Annotated in this window: 13 protein-coding genes; 6 read left to right on the top strand and 7 right to left on the bottom strand. The window is 72.4% G+C overall.

What is annotated here, in order from left to right:
- Nucleotides 1-11 precede the first annotated feature (11 nt).
- The 4 genes from ABZZ79_RS11865 to ABZZ79_RS11850 all read right to left on the bottom strand — a co-directional run bounded on the left by ABZZ79_RS11865 (nt 12) and on the right by ABZZ79_RS11850 (nt 3,655).
- On the bottom strand, nt 12-851 hold the full coding sequence (locus ABZZ79_RS11865; RefSeq protein WP_356688759.1) for a 1,4-dihydroxy-6-naphthoate synthase: 840 nt from the start codon (nt 849-851) through the stop codon (nt 12-14).
- The gene (locus ABZZ79_RS11860) at nt 848-1,546 is read right to left on the bottom strand and encodes a futalosine hydrolase (protein WP_356688925.1); all 699 of its coding nucleotides are present in this window, start codon (nt 1,544-1,546) and stop codon (nt 848-850) included. The genes ABZZ79_RS11865 and ABZZ79_RS11860 overlap by 4 nt, the downstream gene beginning before the upstream one ends.
- A 17-nt stretch (nt 1,547-1,563) precedes the next feature.
- Complete coding sequence (locus ABZZ79_RS11855) at nt 1,564-2,043, bottom strand: DUF2771 domain-containing protein (RefSeq protein WP_356688758.1); 480 nt, start codon at nt 2,041-2,043, stop codon at nt 1,564-1,566.
- Nucleotides 2,044-2,230: 187 nt separating this feature from the next.
- The gene (locus ABZZ79_RS11850; protein WP_356688757.1) at nt 2,231-3,655 is read right to left on the bottom strand and encodes an MFS transporter; all 1,425 of its coding nucleotides are present in this window, start codon (nt 3,653-3,655) and stop codon (nt 2,231-2,233) included.
- A 329-nt stretch (nt 3,656-3,984) separates the two neighbouring features.
- Here ABZZ79_RS11850 and ABZZ79_RS11845 point away from each other — a divergent pair, with 329 nt between their 5' ends.
- On the top strand, nt 3,985-4,911 hold the full coding sequence (locus tag ABZZ79_RS11845; RefSeq protein WP_356688756.1) for a DUF3027 domain-containing protein: 927 nt from the start codon (nt 3,985-3,987) through the stop codon (nt 4,909-4,911).
- A 19-nt stretch (nt 4,912-4,930) separates the two neighbouring features.
- On the opposite strand, the gene ABZZ79_RS11840 is transcribed toward ABZZ79_RS11845, so the two are convergent.
- The 3 genes from ABZZ79_RS11840 to ABZZ79_RS11830 all read right to left on the bottom strand — a co-directional run bounded on the left by ABZZ79_RS11840 (nt 4,931) and on the right by ABZZ79_RS11830 (nt 7,077).
- Nucleotides 4,931-5,476: a Uma2 family endonuclease gene (locus tag ABZZ79_RS11840; protein ID WP_356688755.1), complete on the bottom strand. Its 546-nt coding sequence runs from the start codon at nt 5,474-5,476 to the stop codon at nt 4,931-4,933.
- Between the two features lie 25 nt (nt 5,477-5,501).
- Nucleotides 5,502-6,386, bottom strand: a complete 885-nt coding sequence (locus ABZZ79_RS11835; RefSeq protein WP_356688754.1) for a helix-turn-helix domain-containing protein — start codon at nt 6,384-6,386, stop codon at nt 5,502-5,504.
- A 199-nt stretch (nt 6,387-6,585) separates the two neighbouring features.
- Nucleotides 6,586-7,077, bottom strand: a complete 492-nt coding sequence (locus tag ABZZ79_RS11830) for an ATP-binding protein (protein ID WP_356688753.1) — start codon at nt 7,075-7,077, stop codon at nt 6,586-6,588.
- A gap of 153 nt (nt 7,078-7,230) precedes the next feature.
- On the opposite strand from ABZZ79_RS11830, the gene ABZZ79_RS11825 reads away from it, so the two are divergent.
- The 5 genes from ABZZ79_RS11825 to ABZZ79_RS11805 all read left to right on the top strand — a co-directional run bounded on the left by ABZZ79_RS11825 (nt 7,231) and on the right by ABZZ79_RS11805 (nt 14,806).
- Nucleotides 7,231-8,106, top strand: a complete 876-nt coding sequence (locus ABZZ79_RS11825) for a helix-turn-helix transcriptional regulator (protein ID WP_356688752.1) — start codon at nt 7,231-7,233, stop codon at nt 8,104-8,106.
- Nucleotides 8,103-8,348, top strand: a complete 246-nt coding sequence (locus tag ABZZ79_RS11820; RefSeq protein WP_356688751.1) for a DUF397 domain-containing protein — start codon at nt 8,103-8,105, stop codon at nt 8,346-8,348. The genes ABZZ79_RS11825 and ABZZ79_RS11820 overlap by 4 nt, the downstream gene beginning before the upstream one ends.
- A gap of 1,090 nt (nt 8,349-9,438) precedes the next feature.
- Nucleotides 9,439-12,633: a molecular chaperone Hsp90 gene (locus ABZZ79_RS11815; RefSeq protein ID WP_356688750.1), complete on the top strand. Its 3,195-nt coding sequence runs from the start codon at nt 9,439-9,441 to the stop codon at nt 12,631-12,633.
- Nucleotides 12,634-13,028: 395 nt separating this feature from the next.
- The gene (locus ABZZ79_RS11810; RefSeq protein ID WP_356688749.1) at nt 13,029-13,784 is read left to right on the top strand and encodes a calcium-binding protein; all 756 of its coding nucleotides are present in this window, start codon (nt 13,029-13,031) and stop codon (nt 13,782-13,784) included.
- 140 nt (nt 13,785-13,924) lie between these two features.
- Nucleotides 13,925-14,806, top strand: coding sequence for a calcium-binding protein (locus tag ABZZ79_RS11805; protein ID WP_356688748.1), 882 nt, complete (start codon nt 13,925-13,927; stop codon nt 14,804-14,806).
- Nucleotides 14,807-14,810 lie beyond the last annotated feature (4 nt).

Below are 14,810 nucleotides of genomic sequence, written 5' to 3'. Positions count from 1 at the left end.
CCCCGTATCCCTCAGGGGAATTCCAGCGCGTCCGGGCCGAGGGGCGGCAGCAGTCCCTCGGCCGCCGCGCGGGTGAGCAGCCCGCGCACGGCCGCGTAGCCGTCCTCGCCGAGGCCCGCGGTGAATTCGTTGACGTACAGCCCGATGTGCTGGTCGGCGACGGCCGGGTCCATCTCCTGGGCGTGCTCCATGACATAGGGGCGGGAGGCCTCGGGGTCGTCCCAGGCGGCCCGTACGGAGGTACGGATCGCGTCGGAGAGCCGTCGCAGGGTCTCCTCGCCGAGGGAGCGCTTGGCGATGATCGCGCCGAGCGGGATCGGCAGGCCCGTGGTGCTCTCCCAGTGCTCGCCCATGTCGGCGAGCTTGTGCAGGCCGTAGTTCCGGTACGTGAAGCGGGCCTCGTGGATGACCAGGCCCGCGTCGACCTTGCCGTCCCTTACGGCCGGCATGATCTCGTGGAACGGCATGACCACGATCTCGCCCACCCCGCCGGGCAGCGTGTCCGCCGCCCACAGCCGGAACAGCAGATACGCCGTCGACCGCTCGCTCGGCACCGCGACCGTACGGCCCGTCAGGTCCACCCCGTCCTCACGCGTGAGGACCAGCGGCCCGCAGCCCCGGCCCAGCGCGCCCCCGCAGGGCAGCAGGGTGTACGTGTCGAGGACGTACGGCAGGACCGCGTAGGACACCTTCAGCACGTCGTGCTCGCCGCGCTCGGCCATGCCGTTGGTGATGTCGATGTCGGCGAAGGTGACGTCCAGCTCGGGCGCGCCGGACACCCGGCCGTGCGCGAGGGCGTCGAAGACGAAGGTGTCGTTCGGGCAGGGGGAGTACGCGATCTGCAGCCTCATGCCGGTTTCCAACTCGTGAGGACGGGTGCGAGCTTCCCGAAGCCCTTGGTCAGCGCGGCCAGGGCCTCGCCGATGCGCCACGCGGCGCGGTCGCGGGGGCCCACGGGGTTGGAGACGGCGCGTACCTCCAGCACGGGCGTGCCGTGCAGGGCGACGGCCGCCTCGGCGACACCGAAGCCCTCCATGGCCTCGGCGAGAGCCCGGGGGTGGCGTTCGCGCAGCGCGTCGGCGCGGGCGGCGGTGCCGGTGACGGTCGAGACGGTGAGCACGGCCCCGGTGAGCGCCCCGGCCGCGGTGGCGGCCTGCCGGACGAGGGCCTCGGGCGGACGGTGGGTGACGGTCCCGAAGCCCAGCTCGGTGACCGGCAGGAAACCGTCGGCCGTCTCCGCGCCCAGGTCGGCGGCGGTGATCTCGTCGGCCACGACGAGCGAGCCGACCGGTGCGGCGGGCTGGAACCCTCCCGCGATGCCCGCGCTGACGACGAGCGTGTACGGCGTGCCGTCGAGGGCGGCCGCGGTGAGCGCGGCCGCGACCGAGGCGGCGGCGCGCGCGGGGCCCACTCCGGCGGCCAGCAGGTCCGGGCCGCCCGGGATCCGGTGCAGCAGCGCGCCGGGCAGGGGCGTCTCGACGGGCCGGTCCGGGAACGCCCGTGCCACCGCGTCCCGTTCGGCCGGGACGGCGGTGGCCACGAGGATCCGGGTGCGGGACGTGGTCAGGCGTCCTTGTTCTCGAGCTTGAAGGACCACATGCCCTCCACCGCCTTCTCGCCCATGCGGATGGAGACGGTGTTGGTGTTGCCCTCGGTGCCGTACTGGGCGTTGAAGAACGCGCTGCTGGGGATCGTGCGGTACGTGTTGTCGCTGAAGTCGATGAACTGGCGGCCGTTCACCAGGACCGTCCAGCCGGCGTCCGCGATCTTCGGGTCGACGCCGAAGCGGACGGTCTCGTCCTGCCCGACCTTGATCGACTCGACGTCGTCGGCGTTCTCGACGCACCCCTCCAGCGACTTGGCGTTCAGTGGGTCGCCGTCGTTGTAGCAGATGGCCTCGGCGTTGACCGAGCTGGAGCCGACGGTGACCGTCGCCACCGGCGTCGGCTTGTCGCAGGCCGTGAGGACGAGCAGTCCGGCGGAAACGGCGCCGGCGGCGGCGACTGCGCGGCGGCGTCGCACAGCGGATTGCATCGTGGTCATGGGCGAAGGTTATCGGGCCCTCATGTCCGCTCTCCCACCTGGGGGCCGGGCCATGCCGTGGGTTACGCCACTCGCGTCCGGGGGCGGCCGTGGGCACCCCGGCCGCGGGGCCGCCGCAGCCCCGGTGTCAGGGCGCGGACGCCCCGGTGTCAGGGGCCGGGCCCCGTGCGGTCCCGGTGCCCCGGTGTCAGGCCACGCGCGGTCTCGCCGAGCCGCCCTGCCGGGCCGAGCTCAGCAGGCCCCGTACCGTCGTCAGCCAGCCGGCCGCCACGATCGCCGCCCCCACCGACAGCCCCAGCGAGCCGTTCAGCGGCATCGCGATGCCGATCGCGCCGCCGAAGACCCACGACACCTGCAGCAGCGTCTCGGAGCGGGCGAAGGCCGACGTACGCACCTGTTCGGGCACGTCCCGCTGGATCAGCGCGTCCAGGGACAGCTTGGACAGCGCCTGCGCGAAGCCCGCGACCGCGGTCAGGGCGGCCACCAGCGCCGCCCCGAAGAACACGGCCGCGACGATCACCGCGCCCAGCACCAGCGCCACCACCGTCACGATGATGATCTCCGGGGCCCGGGAGCGCAGCCAGGCCCCGACCGCCGTGCCGCACGCGTTGCCCACGCCCGCCGAGACCGCGACCATGCCGAGCGAGACGGCCGCGCTCTGCCCGGTCAGCGGATGCTCGCGCAGCAGGAACGCCAGGAAGAAGATCAGGAACCCGGACAGACAGCGCAGCGAGCAGTTCGCGCCGAGGGCGTGGGTGACGGCGATGCCGACCGTGCGCAGGCCCGGCCGTTTGACCGGCTGGCGGTGCGGGCCGTGCAGATGCTGGGCGTCGGCCGCGAGCAGCGCGGTGTCCTCGCCACGGGCCGAGTCGACCTTGCGGGGCAGGGAGAACGACAGGAACGTACCCGCCATGAAGATCACGAACGCCCCGTACAGCGGCCAGCGCGGCCCGAGCGCCTGGAGCCCGGCCCCGACCGGCGCCGCGATGCCGGTCGCCAGCAGGCCGCCCAGGGTGACCCGGGAGTTCGCCTTCACCAGGGAGAACTTCGGCGGCAGCAGCCGCGGCACGACCGCGCTGCGGACCACCCCGTACGACCTGGACGCGACCAGCACGCCGAGCGCCGCCGGGTACAGCTGGATGCTGCCGCTGATCACCGCCCCGGAGAGCACCAGGGCGAGCAGCGCCCGCGCCAGCATCGCGCACGCCATCGCCGCGCGCCGGCCGTGCGGCACCCGGTCCAGGAGAGGGCCGATGACCGGGGCGAGCAGCGTGAAGGGCGCCATGGTGATGGCGAGGTAGAGCGCGACCCGGCCGCGGGCCTCGTCGGTGGGCACCGAGAAGAACACGGTGGAGGCCAGTGCGACCGTGATCATCATGTCGCCCGCGCCGTTCACCGCGTGCAGCTCGATCAGCTTGCCCAGGCCCGACTCGCCCGCGCCCTGCGCGTGCGTGGCCTTGCGGATGCCCCGGGCCGGCCCCGTCACCGGCAGGTGCAGGGCACGCCCGAGCGAGCGGACGAAGCCGCGGAACCGGCTCGAACCGCCACCCCGGCTGCTCCCCTTCACCCCACCGACCCCGGTGGCGTCCTGGGGCGACCTCGCGGCTGCCACGACGCCATAGTGCCCCGAAGAGGACGGGTGTAGTGCGGTTACCGCGCGTATGGCCCCGCAGTTTCGTGGTTCGGCGCGACCGGATTCCGTCGGCGTCCGAGGTTCCGGCCGCTCTGCAGGATCACTCCGATCGCACCGGAAACCACGTCGGTGTAGGCCGAGCGCCCGCGAACAGGTAGCGTGCGTATCTCAGCCATCCCGCACAATGGATGGCACAGGTGCGCCCGAGTGCGATCGGACGCGGACGTCGACGCGGCCCACAGGTCCGCTCCGTCCGCTCCACCGCCGGAGGCACCCCCGAGAGACGGCGTAGGAGAGAAGCGATACCTGTGAGCGCAGCGACCACGCGAAGCCGCACCCCCGACCGCCTGTGCGCCGAGGCGGTCGACCTCGCCCGCGCCGCCGCCGAGGAGGCGGCCGCACCCGGCGTAGTCGGTGAGCACTCCGGACTCGTGTCCGAGGGCGACCGCGTGGTCACGCACTTCTTCGAGTGCAAGGAGATGGGCTACCGCGGCTGGCGCTGGGCCGTGACCGTGGCCCGTGCCTCCCGCGCGAAGGTCGTGACCCTGGACGAGGTCGTCCTGCTGCCCGGCCCCGACGCCCTGCTGGCCCCCGAGTGGGTGCCGTGGAGCGAGCGGCTGCGCCCCGGCGACATGGGCCCCGGCGATCTGCTGCCCACCGACGCCGAGGACCTGCGCCTGGAGCCCGGCTTCTCCGGCGAGGACGAGCCCGGCCCGGACTCTCCGGTCTCCGAGGACATGGCCGAGCTGGCCGAGGCGGAGGACGCGGACGTCACGGCGGGCGTCCCGGCCCATCTGCCCAGCGCCCCGACGCGCGGCTCGATCGCCGCCGTCGCCGAGGAACTCGGCATGCGCCGCGCCCGGGTGCTGTCCCGGTACGGCCTGCACACCGCCGCCGACCGGTGGGACGAGGCGTTCGGCGCCAAGACCCCGATGGCCCAGGCGGCCCCCGCCACGTGCGTCAGCTGTGGCTTCCTCACCCGGATCGGCGGCTCCCTGGGCCAGGCCTTCGGCGTGTGCGCCAACGAGTTCTCGCCCGCCGACGGCCGGGTGGTCTCCCTGTCCTACGGCTGCGGCGGCCACTCCGAGGCCGCGGTCATGCCCAAGCCCCCGCAGCCCGCCCCACCGGTCATCGACGAGACCCGAGTGGACCCCTTCCCCCTCCGCCCGTCCCGCGACTCCGGCTCGGTCCCGGACATCCCGGACGAGGACTCGGCAGAACTGGGCCACTCCTGACGCGACAGTGTGACGTGGGTCACTTTTCGGCGGGGTGTCGCGGCAGACCCTCCGTCGGGATCGTCCACTCGGCGACGGTGACGTCCTCGCCGTAGACGAAGTCCGTGCGGGTCGCGTAGCGCGGCCCCTCGGGGGTGGCGTGGATGTCGCCGAGGACGGCTCCGGTGCCGGTGCGGGGATCGAAGATCGCGTAGACGGGGATGCCGATGAGGGCGTAGTCGCGGACCTTGCCGACCCAGTCGTTGTCGGGGTTGGAGCGGGAGACGACCTCGATGGCGGCGATGAGGTCACGAGGGTCGAAGGCTCCCTGTGCCTCCATGTCCGCCATGGCGATCACCATGATGTCGGGGCGCCGCATGATGCCTTCCGGCTCCATCTCGACATCGGGCCTGCCCGTGTGGGCCACGATCTCCTCGGGCATGACCTTCTCCAGGCGCTTGCGGAGCCGCGCCACGGTGAGTTCGTGGCGGCCGTTGGGCGAGAGCAGGTCGTGAACGATCCCCTCCACGGTGATCTCGAACTTGCCCGGGAGCGTGTCGTCCACGGACTGGAGTAAGTTCCGCATCGCCCGGTACCGGAGGCCGCCCATGTCACGCCACGCCTGGGGGAACGGGTCGGCAGTCGCGGCACCGGCCGGGTTCGGGGGCGCGGAACGGGCGGTCGCAGCCCTCGCAGTCCTGCCACGCGTGTCTGACGGCCGGTGGCGGGGCCGGGGCGCGGAACGGCGGCGGGGGCGGCAGCTTCGCGGCGAGACGGTGGGCCAGCAGGGCCGCCGGGCGGCACAGGGGCTCCTCCGGCAGGCCGTCGGTCAAGGCGTGGCGTACGGCGGCGGGGGTGACGTCGCGTTCCAGCCAGGCGGCTACGCCGGGGGCCAGGTGGGCCGTGTCGGGGGCCGACAGCAGCAGCCGGGAGTCGTGGCGCCGCAGGTCCGCGAGGAGGTCGACGGCCCGCTGGAGCAGGGCAGGGGCCGGGTACGCCGGTCGCGGCACGGGCGGGAGGGCCCTGGGCGGACTCTTCGGCCTGTTCAGCTGCTTCGGCCTCTCGGGCCTCTCAGGCCTCTTCGGGGCGGCCGCCGCAGGGCTGCCAGGTCCGGCCGTACGGCGGTGTCCCGGCTGGTTGCAGGAGACCGTGCGGGTGACGATCCGCCCGCCGGGCGCGCGCTCCCGCTCGCGGCGCAGATAGCCGTGCGCCTCCAGCTCGCGCAGGGCGGCGGCGATCCGGGTCGTGCCCTCGGGGAAGCGGGCGGCGAGGGCCTTGATGCCGACGCAGGAGTTCTTCGGCAGCGACTGGATGTGGACCGCGAGCCCGATCGCCAGAAGGGACAGGTCCGGGTGCTGGGCCAGATGGTTGCCGATCACCGTGAAGCGGGCGGTGTGGCGGGCGTTGTCGTGGACCAGACCCCCGGAAGGGGGGTGAATTTTCCGCGTGACGCCGGACCGGCCGCGCGGGGGCGCGCTAGGGTTTCGCGTATCCATCGGGAAGGTGCTTCTTCCTTGGTGGTCAGGCCCTCGCACTGGGATTGCCGTCCCGGCGAGGGCCGAAGTGTGTGTGCGGTTGTGATGCGCTGAGCGTAGAGCAGGCAACCTGCCCCTGAGCCAGCCCAGTTGACGATGTTCACCCGCGAGAGTGAGTTTGCGTTCGCGAGCGGGAAGGGTGGGGTTTGGTCGGGTTCTTTCACCTCTCCGGTTCTTGGGAAGAAAGACGGCTCACGTCACCGGGACTCGCGGAAATGGGTTCCGGTGCGAACAGCTCGATCTCCGCCCAGACGGTCTTGCGCGGCGAGGGCCCCTGGGAGACTCCCCAGCGGTCGGCCAGGGCTTCGACCAGCAGCAGGCCCCGCCCCGACTCCCCCTCCTCGGAAGGGTGTTGGGGACTCGGCAGGCAGTCACCGCGGGTGTCCGTCACCTCGACGCGCAGGGTCTCGCCGACGACGTGGACGGTGAGCCCGAAGCCGCGGCCCCTGACCCGGCCGTGCGTGACGGCGTTCGCGGCCAGCTCCGCCACGATGTGCGCCGCCGGGTCCGACGGGAGCCCCCAGGCGCGGAGTCGATCGACCGTGAGCAGCCGGGCGAGACGGGCACCGCGCGGCGTGGCGGACAGGCACAGGCTCAGATTGCGGACAGGGGTGACGACTTCGGCCTCGGGGGCGGCGCTTTGCTGATTCACGTCACTCAGCGTGGCCATGCGTGCCTACCGTGAACAGTGACGGAGTCGATGCGTACGGTGACTGTCCGGACGTTGTCCGGTGGTGTCCGGGCTGTCGGGGCGGGGTGTACGGGTACGGCGTCGTCGGAGGTTCCTACGGCGGAGGGGTGCGGGATGGCGGTGCAGGCGGAGGCCGGGCGGCTCAGGACCGAGGCGGACGAGCCGGGGTGGGAGGTGGACCCGGACGACGACTGGGGCGTCGCGGTCGTCGCGACGGTGGGCCGGCAGCTACGGCTGCGCAGGGAGGCCGTGGGGATGCGGGCGGCGGAGTTCGGGCAGGCGGTGGGGTATGGCGAGGACCTGGTCTACAAGATCGAGGGTGGCAAGCGGATTCCCCGGCCCGAGTATCTGGACAAGGCCGACGAGGTGCTGGGGGCGGGTGGGCTGCTCGCCGCGATGAAGGAGGATGTGTGGAAGGTCCGGTACCCGAAGAAGGTTCGGGATCTGGCGAAGATGGAGGCCAAGGCGGTCGAGCTTCAGCTCTACGACCCGCTGAACGTGCATGGGCTGTTGCAGACGCCGGAGTATGCGCGCGGGCTGCTGCTCATGCGACGCCCCGCGTACTCCCAGGACGAGATTGAGCGGTTCATCGCCGCGCGCGTCGCCCGCAAGGCGGTCTTCGACCGTGATCCGGCGCCGGAGATCAGCTTCGTTCTGGAGGAGTGGACCCTGCGCCGCCCGCTCGGCGGCATGGCGGTGCTGCGCGGCCAGCTCGCCTATCTCCTGGAGGTGGGGCAGTTGCGCAATGTCGAGCTTCAGGTGATGCCGATGGACTGCGAGGAGCACGCCGGCCTGGCCGGTGGCATCGAGGTGCTGAAGTTCGAGGACGGCTCGGCGGTGGGGCGTTCGCCGGTGGTGGCCGGTGGCCGACCGGTCTCCGAACCCCGGCACCTCCGTATCCTTGAGCTGCGCCACGGCATCATCCGGGCTCAGGCGCTCACGCCCCGTGAGTCGACTGCCTTCATTGAGCACCTGCTGGGGGACACATGACCGACCTGCACTGGTTCAAGAGCAGCTACAGCAGCAGCAGCGAAGGCGATTCGTGCGTGGAGGTGGCCTACGCCTGGTTCAAGAGCAGCTACAGCAGCGGCAGCGAAGTCGACTCCTGCGTCGAAGTCGCCCCCACCCCCACCACCATCCACATCCGCGACTCCAAGCAGACCGACGGCCCCCGCCTCCAGGTCGCCCCCGCCGCCTGGACCGGCTTCGTGGCCTTCGCGTCGGAGGGCTGAGCGCACCGACGCGTGCACGCGGAGGGCGGGGCGGTTACGCGTCTTGGGGATGCCGACGAGTCCGACCCGTGCCCCCAGACCGACTCGAAGCGGCCCGCCCAACGCTCGACGTGCTTGAAGTACACGGAGCTGCGGCCCCGGCGGTAGTCGGCGTCCCCTTGTTCCTCCTCCAGCAGGACCGCCGCCATCGACACCACGACGAAGTCCACGGCCTGGTCGGCCCGCAAGCGGTCCCGCACCGCGAGCGCGCACTGTACGCCCAACGAGCGGTGGTGATCGACGAGTGCGAGGAAGGAGCGGGCGAACTCCTCCCTCAGGAGATCGTCCTGCCAGCAGATGAATAGCCGCTGGACCGACCCTCCGGCCTCGATCAGGCGCCGGTTGACGGCCAGATCCTCCCGCCGCTGAGTCAGCAGGTTCGGGCTGTTGGTGAGGTCGGCCGCCAGTACCCGCTTGGGCTCGGTGCCGCTGTCGATGAGCGCCTGGAAAAGCAGCACGGACAATCGAGGTACCTCGGACGCGTACACCTGGAGGTGGCCGTCGGCGATCTCACCGAACCCGGCGATGAGTTCCCGTTCCAACTGCTCACGGACCAGCGCGAAGTACCGGGCGTCCGCCATGTGCCGGTCGTTGGCCCGGCGAAGCTGGATATAGATGCGGCGTAACCACATGTGGTTGGCACCATGAGCAACAGGAGTACGGTCTCCGCCGCCAGCAGGGCGTCCTTGAGGACGCTCCTCTCGGCAACCCACGCCGCCACCGGAAGGGCGATACCGGCGATGCCCACCAGCGCGTTGAGTACCTGGGAGGACAAGGCCTCGGCCACACGAGCACTGAGGTCCCGGCGCGGCTGTGTTGTCGTCGTCATGCTCGCCATCCCCCGGAGCCCTCTGTCCGCCTGGGCGCGAGTCCGCACCCGTGTCACATTTTCTGACGTCCGGTCGCACGCGGACAAGTACGCGATGTAGTCGGCCACCACTTCTGAGTCATGGCCTGCCCGGGCCTGCGGCCCCGCACCGAGCCGCCCCTCCTCATCGGGACTCACTCCGCGCGGTACCTTCATGGTCACGCCGATGAGGAGAGTGTGGACGTGAGCAAGTTCGTGCGGCCCGCGGCCGAAGGCGCCGACCCCTTCGGGACGGCCCGTCTGCGCCGCGGCGTTCTCGACGCCTGGGCCACCAGCCCCGCCCGTTTCCGCGAGGACGCGAACGCCGAGGAGGACCTGGTCTACGGCGGCTACCGGGACCGGCTCGTCATCGAGCTCGCCCAGAACGCCGCCGACGCCGCCGCCAGGGCCAACGTGCCCGGACGGCTGCGGCTCACCCTCCGCGACGGCGTCCTGGTCGCCGCGAACACCGGCGCGCCGCTCGACGCGGCGGGCGTGGAGTCACTGGCCACCCTGCGCGCCTCCGCCAAGCGGGACACCGGCACCGCGGCCGTGGGCCGGTTCGGCGTCGGCTTCGCCGCCGTCCTCGCCGTCACCGACGAGCCCGCGGTCGTCGGCCGCCACGGCGGCGTGCGCTGGTCGCTCCCCGAGGCCCGCGACCTGGCCGCCGAGACCGCCCGGCACAGCCCCGGCCTGGGCGACGAGATCCGCCGCCGCGACGGCCACGTGCCGCTGCTGCGGCTGCCGTTCGCCGCCGAGGGCAGTGCCCCCGCCCCGTACGACACCGCCGTCATCCTGCCGCTGCGCGACGCCGCCGCCACCGACCTCGCCGAACGGCTCCTCGCCGCCGTGGACGACGCTCTGCTGCTGGCCCTGCCCGGCCTCGACGAGGTCGTGATCGACACGGGTGGGGGTACCTCCTCCGGGGGAGAAACCCGCACCCTGCGCCGCGGCACCGACGGCGCCCTGACCGTCGTGGAGGACTCGCGCGACGGCACCACCCGCTGGCGCACCACCGCCGCGCACGGGCAGCTGCGACCCGAGCTGCTCGCCGACCGGCCCGTCGAGGAGCGGCTGCGCCCGTACTGGTCGGTCACCTGGGCCGTGCCCGTCGACGCCGACGGCACGCCCGCGCGGCCGCGCACCAATCCGGTCGTGCACGCGCCGACGCCCAGCGACGAGGCGCTCGGCGTGCCCGCGCTGCTCATCGCCTCCTTCCCGCTGGACCCCACCCGTCGGCACGCCGCGGCCGGCCCGCTGACCGACTTCCTCGTCCAGCGCGCCGCCGACGCCTACACCGAGCTGCTCGCCGAGTGGCGGCCGGTGACGACGGGGATCATCGACCTCGTGCCTGGCCCGCTCGGCAAGGGCGAGCTGGACGGGGCGCTGCGCCAGGCGATCCTGGAGCGGCTGCCGCGCACCGCCTTCCTGCCGCCCGCCGTGCGGGACGGCGAGGACCGCGAGGACCACCAGGACCACGAGGACCGCGAGGACCACCAGGACCACGAGGACCACGAGGACCTGCCGGAGGCCCTGCGGCCGCGCGAGGCCGAGGTCGTCGAGGGCGCGGGAGCCGACACCGTGCGGGTGCTGGCCGAGGTGCTGCCGACGCTGCTGCCCGCCGGGCTGGAGCGCCGGGCGGAGCTGCGCACGCTGGGCGTGGCCCGGGTGCCGCTGACCGACGCCGTGGACCGGCTGGCCGGGCTGGAGAAGGACCCCGACTGGTGGCGGCGGCTCTACGACAGCCTGGCGGGTGTGGACCCCGACCGGCTGACCGGCCTGCCGGTGCCGCTGGCCGACGGGCGGACGACGATCGGGCCCCGGCAGGTGCTGCTGCCCGCCCCGGACGCCGTGAGCATCGACCCCGGGGTGCTGTCCCGGCTCGGGCTGAAGGTCGCCCACGCGGACGCCGCGCACCCCCTGCTGGAGAAGCTCGGCGCGCTGCCCGCGACGCCGCGGGCCGTGCTGACCACGCCCCAGGTGCGGGCGGCGGTGGCGGCCTCGCTGGACGACGACGGCGCCCTGGACTGGGAGGCCGAGGCCCCCGACGCCGAGGAACTCGCCGACACCGTGCTCGGGCTGGTCCGCGACGCCGGCCTCGAACCGGGTGACGAGCCCTGGCTGGGCGCGCTCGCCCTGCCCGACGAGGACGGCGAACTCGCCCCGGCCGGTGAGCTGGTGCTGCCCGGCAGCGCCTTCCACCAGGTCATCCGCGAGGGCGAGCTGGCTGCCGTGGAAGCCGAGTTGGCCGAGAAGTGGGGCCGGGGACCGCTGGCCGCCTGCGGGGTGCTGGCCGACTTCGCGCTGGTCCGCGCCACGGACGTGGTTCTCGACCCGGACGAACTGGAGCCGCGCGAGGGCGACTTCGCCGAGCCCGACGACGCCGGACTGCTGGACGCGGTCGACGTGTGGTGCGAGGACATCCTCGACCGGTTCCCCGACTCGCCGGTGCCGCCGGTGGCCACCGAACTGGTCGCCGTGCGCGATCTGGACCTCGTCGACGACGACCGCTGGCCGCAGGCGCTCGCCCTGCTCGCCCAGCCGCCGCTGAGGGACGCCCTGACCCAGCCGGTGCGCATCCTGCTGCCCGACGGCACCCATGAGGTCGTACGGCCCTACACGGCGTGGTGGTTGCGCGGGAACCCGGTGCTGGACGGCCGCAAGCCCGCCGGTCTGCTCGCGGCGGGCGGCGACCCGCTGCTGCGGGGCCTGTACGAGGAGGCCGACGCGACCGGCTTCGACGACGAGCAGGTGCTGCGGGCGCTGGGCGTGCGCACCTCGGTCGCCGCGCTGCTGGACGAGCCCGGCGGCGCCGCCGAGCTGCTCGACCGGCTCGCGGACCCCGAGCGTGAGGTGACGGGCGCCCAGCTGCACGGTCTGTACGGGGCACTGGCCGATCTCGACCCCGAGCAGGTCACGCTGCCCGACGAGGTGCGGGCGGTGGTCGACGGGCACACCGAGGTGGTCGACGCGGCCGACGCGGTGGTCGTCGACTCGCCCGATCTGCTGCCCTTCACCGGGGGTGTGCCGCTGCTGCCGGTGCGTCCGGTGCGGGCCGCCGAGCTGGCCGAACTGTTCCAGGTGCGGCGGCTGAGCGAGTCCGTGTCCGGGGTGATCGACTCCGAGGGCGCCGAGCACGACGTGCCCGAGTCGGTGCGGGTGCTGCTGGGCCCGCGCACGCCCGCCTCGTACGTCGAGCACGAGGAGCTGGTGGTCGACGGCGTGGAGATCGACTGGCGGCTGACCGACGACGGTGTCCTGCACGCCTCGACCCTGGAGGGCGTAGCCGCCGGACTCGCCTGGGCGGCCGGGCAGTGGCCGCGCCGGTTCGAGGTGGCCGCGCTGCTCGAAGACCCGTCGCGGACCGCGGAGCTGGCGCGAGACCGCTGGTTCGACTGAGGCACGTCCAGCTCCGGTGCGACACGTCCGGCTCCGGTGCGGGAGGAGGGCTTCCAGCGACTGCAAGACGGTCGACCACCCTCGCCGAGGCGACGGGCTCGCACAACGGGCACCACCGGCTGCGGCACTGCGTCCGCGAGGGCGGCCCGTTGGGGCCTACGAAGCCGCGACGGACACCGCGGACCACGCCACGGCGTTCATTACAGGGCCGACAGGGACCGGCGAGGGTGTGCGAAAGACCTCGCACAGAATCTCCGTACCCCGTACAACCATTCTCCCGTGTCACTGATCTGATCTTCCGAGTCAACAGACTCCTCGATCACTGGGACCTCGCCGCGCTCACGGACCGTGTGCGCCGAAGGGCAACGGGGTCCCTCTCCACGTGGGGAACAGATATGCGTATGCGTGCCACCCTCGGCGTCGTCACCGGCGCCCTGGTCCTGTCCGCTTTCGCCGCGCCGGCCGCCCTGGCCGACGACTCCGACGGCGACACCAAGATCACCAAGGTTGTCGTGGACAGCGACAACGCCGTGGCCGTCGGCACGACCGCGAAGAAGTTCAAGGTCGTCGTCACGGCGACGGACGACTCCGGCATCGAGGGCGCCGCGGAGTTCGACCTGTACGGCCCGAACTACGGCATCCTCAGCACCACCGACGAGCCCACCTGCGTGGTCGTCAACGCCACCACCTCGACCTGCACCGGCTGGGTCACGGTCGACCCGAACATCGAACTGCTCAACAACAACGCCGGCACCTGGTACGTCGACGCGTGGATCGACGCGAACGACGGCAACCACATCTGGAAGGAGAAGGCGGGTCCCTTCAAGTTCCAGCGGCACACCAAGCTGACGACCAACGCCTCTCCCGAGCCGGTCCGCAAGGGCAAGGCCATCACGGTCACCGGCAAGCTGACCCGCGTCAACTGGGAGACGCTGAAGTACAACAACTTCAGCAGCCAGTACGTGAAGCTCCAGTACAAGAAGACGAACGCGACCGCCTGGTCCACGCTGAAGACGATCAAGTCGAACAGCCTCGGCAACCTGAGCACCACGACGACGGCGACCTACGACGGTTACTACCGCTTCGTCTACGCCGGCACCAGCGCCGCCGCGCCGGTCAACTCGGCCGCCGACTACATCGACGTCCAGTAAGCACCCGCGGTCCCTGTGACCGCCTCCCGGCCCCGGCACCCGGCCGGGGCCGGACCGTTTAGCGCACCACCCTCCTCGTCCTGCCCCGGCGACCTGTCCGGGGCCGGACCTCTCTCATTCCGCCAGATTTGAGGAACCGTATGGCTACTCGTGCCACCATCGCCGCCGTTTCCGGGGCGCTCGTTCTGTCCGCGCTGACCGTTCCGGTGGCGCAGGCCGTCTCCGGGGACTCGGCCCGGATCGACCGGCCCGGTGCGGCCGAGCGTTTCAAGGCGGGCGCGGCCCGGTCCGCGGGCGTCTCGGCGGCCGAGGCCCCGACCGTCTCCAACGTCACGGTCAACGGCGGCAAGGGGGTCGTCGTCGGCAGCAAGTCGGCCAAGACGTTCACCGTGTCCCTGACGGCCAGCCACCCGAGCGGCATCCAGGAGGTGTACATCGACCTGTGGCACGGCTCGGACCCCGAGACCGGGCTCGACGGCTGGCTGCCGCCGAACGACGACCTCACCTGCACCGCGGCCTCCGCCACCACGTCCAACTGCAAGATGACCATCACGGCCACCCCCGGTGACAACTCCGAGGACGGCATCGGCGACCTGTACGCCAACGCCCTGGCCGGCACCTGGCACGTGGGCGTCGGCGCGCTCGCCAACGACCAGAGCGAGTACTGGGACGACTACTACACGACCCACCGGGTCCAGCGGAACGCCGTGCTCACCATGAACGCCGCCCCCGAGCCCGTCGCCAAGGGCAAGACCCTCTCGGTCAAGGGCACGTTCACCCGCGCCGACTGGCAGACGGGCACCTACAGCAAGTACACCAACCAGTACATGCAGCTTCAGTTCAAGAAGTCCGGCAGCACCGCCTACACCAAGGTGAAGACGGTCAAGTCGAGCACCACCGGCGCCGTCAGCAGCACCGCCACCGCCACCTACGACGGCACCTGGCGCTTCTACTTCTCCGGTGCCTCCACCACGACGTCCCCGCTGACCGTGTCCCCGGGCGACTTCGTCGACGTGCGCTGACCCC

It is taken from the genome of Streptomyces sp. NPDC006458 (assembly GCF_040612135.1).
Lineage (GTDB): Bacteria > Actinomycetota > Actinomycetes > Streptomycetales > Streptomycetaceae > Streptomyces.
This window is presented reverse-complemented; position numbering and strand designations above follow the sequence as displayed.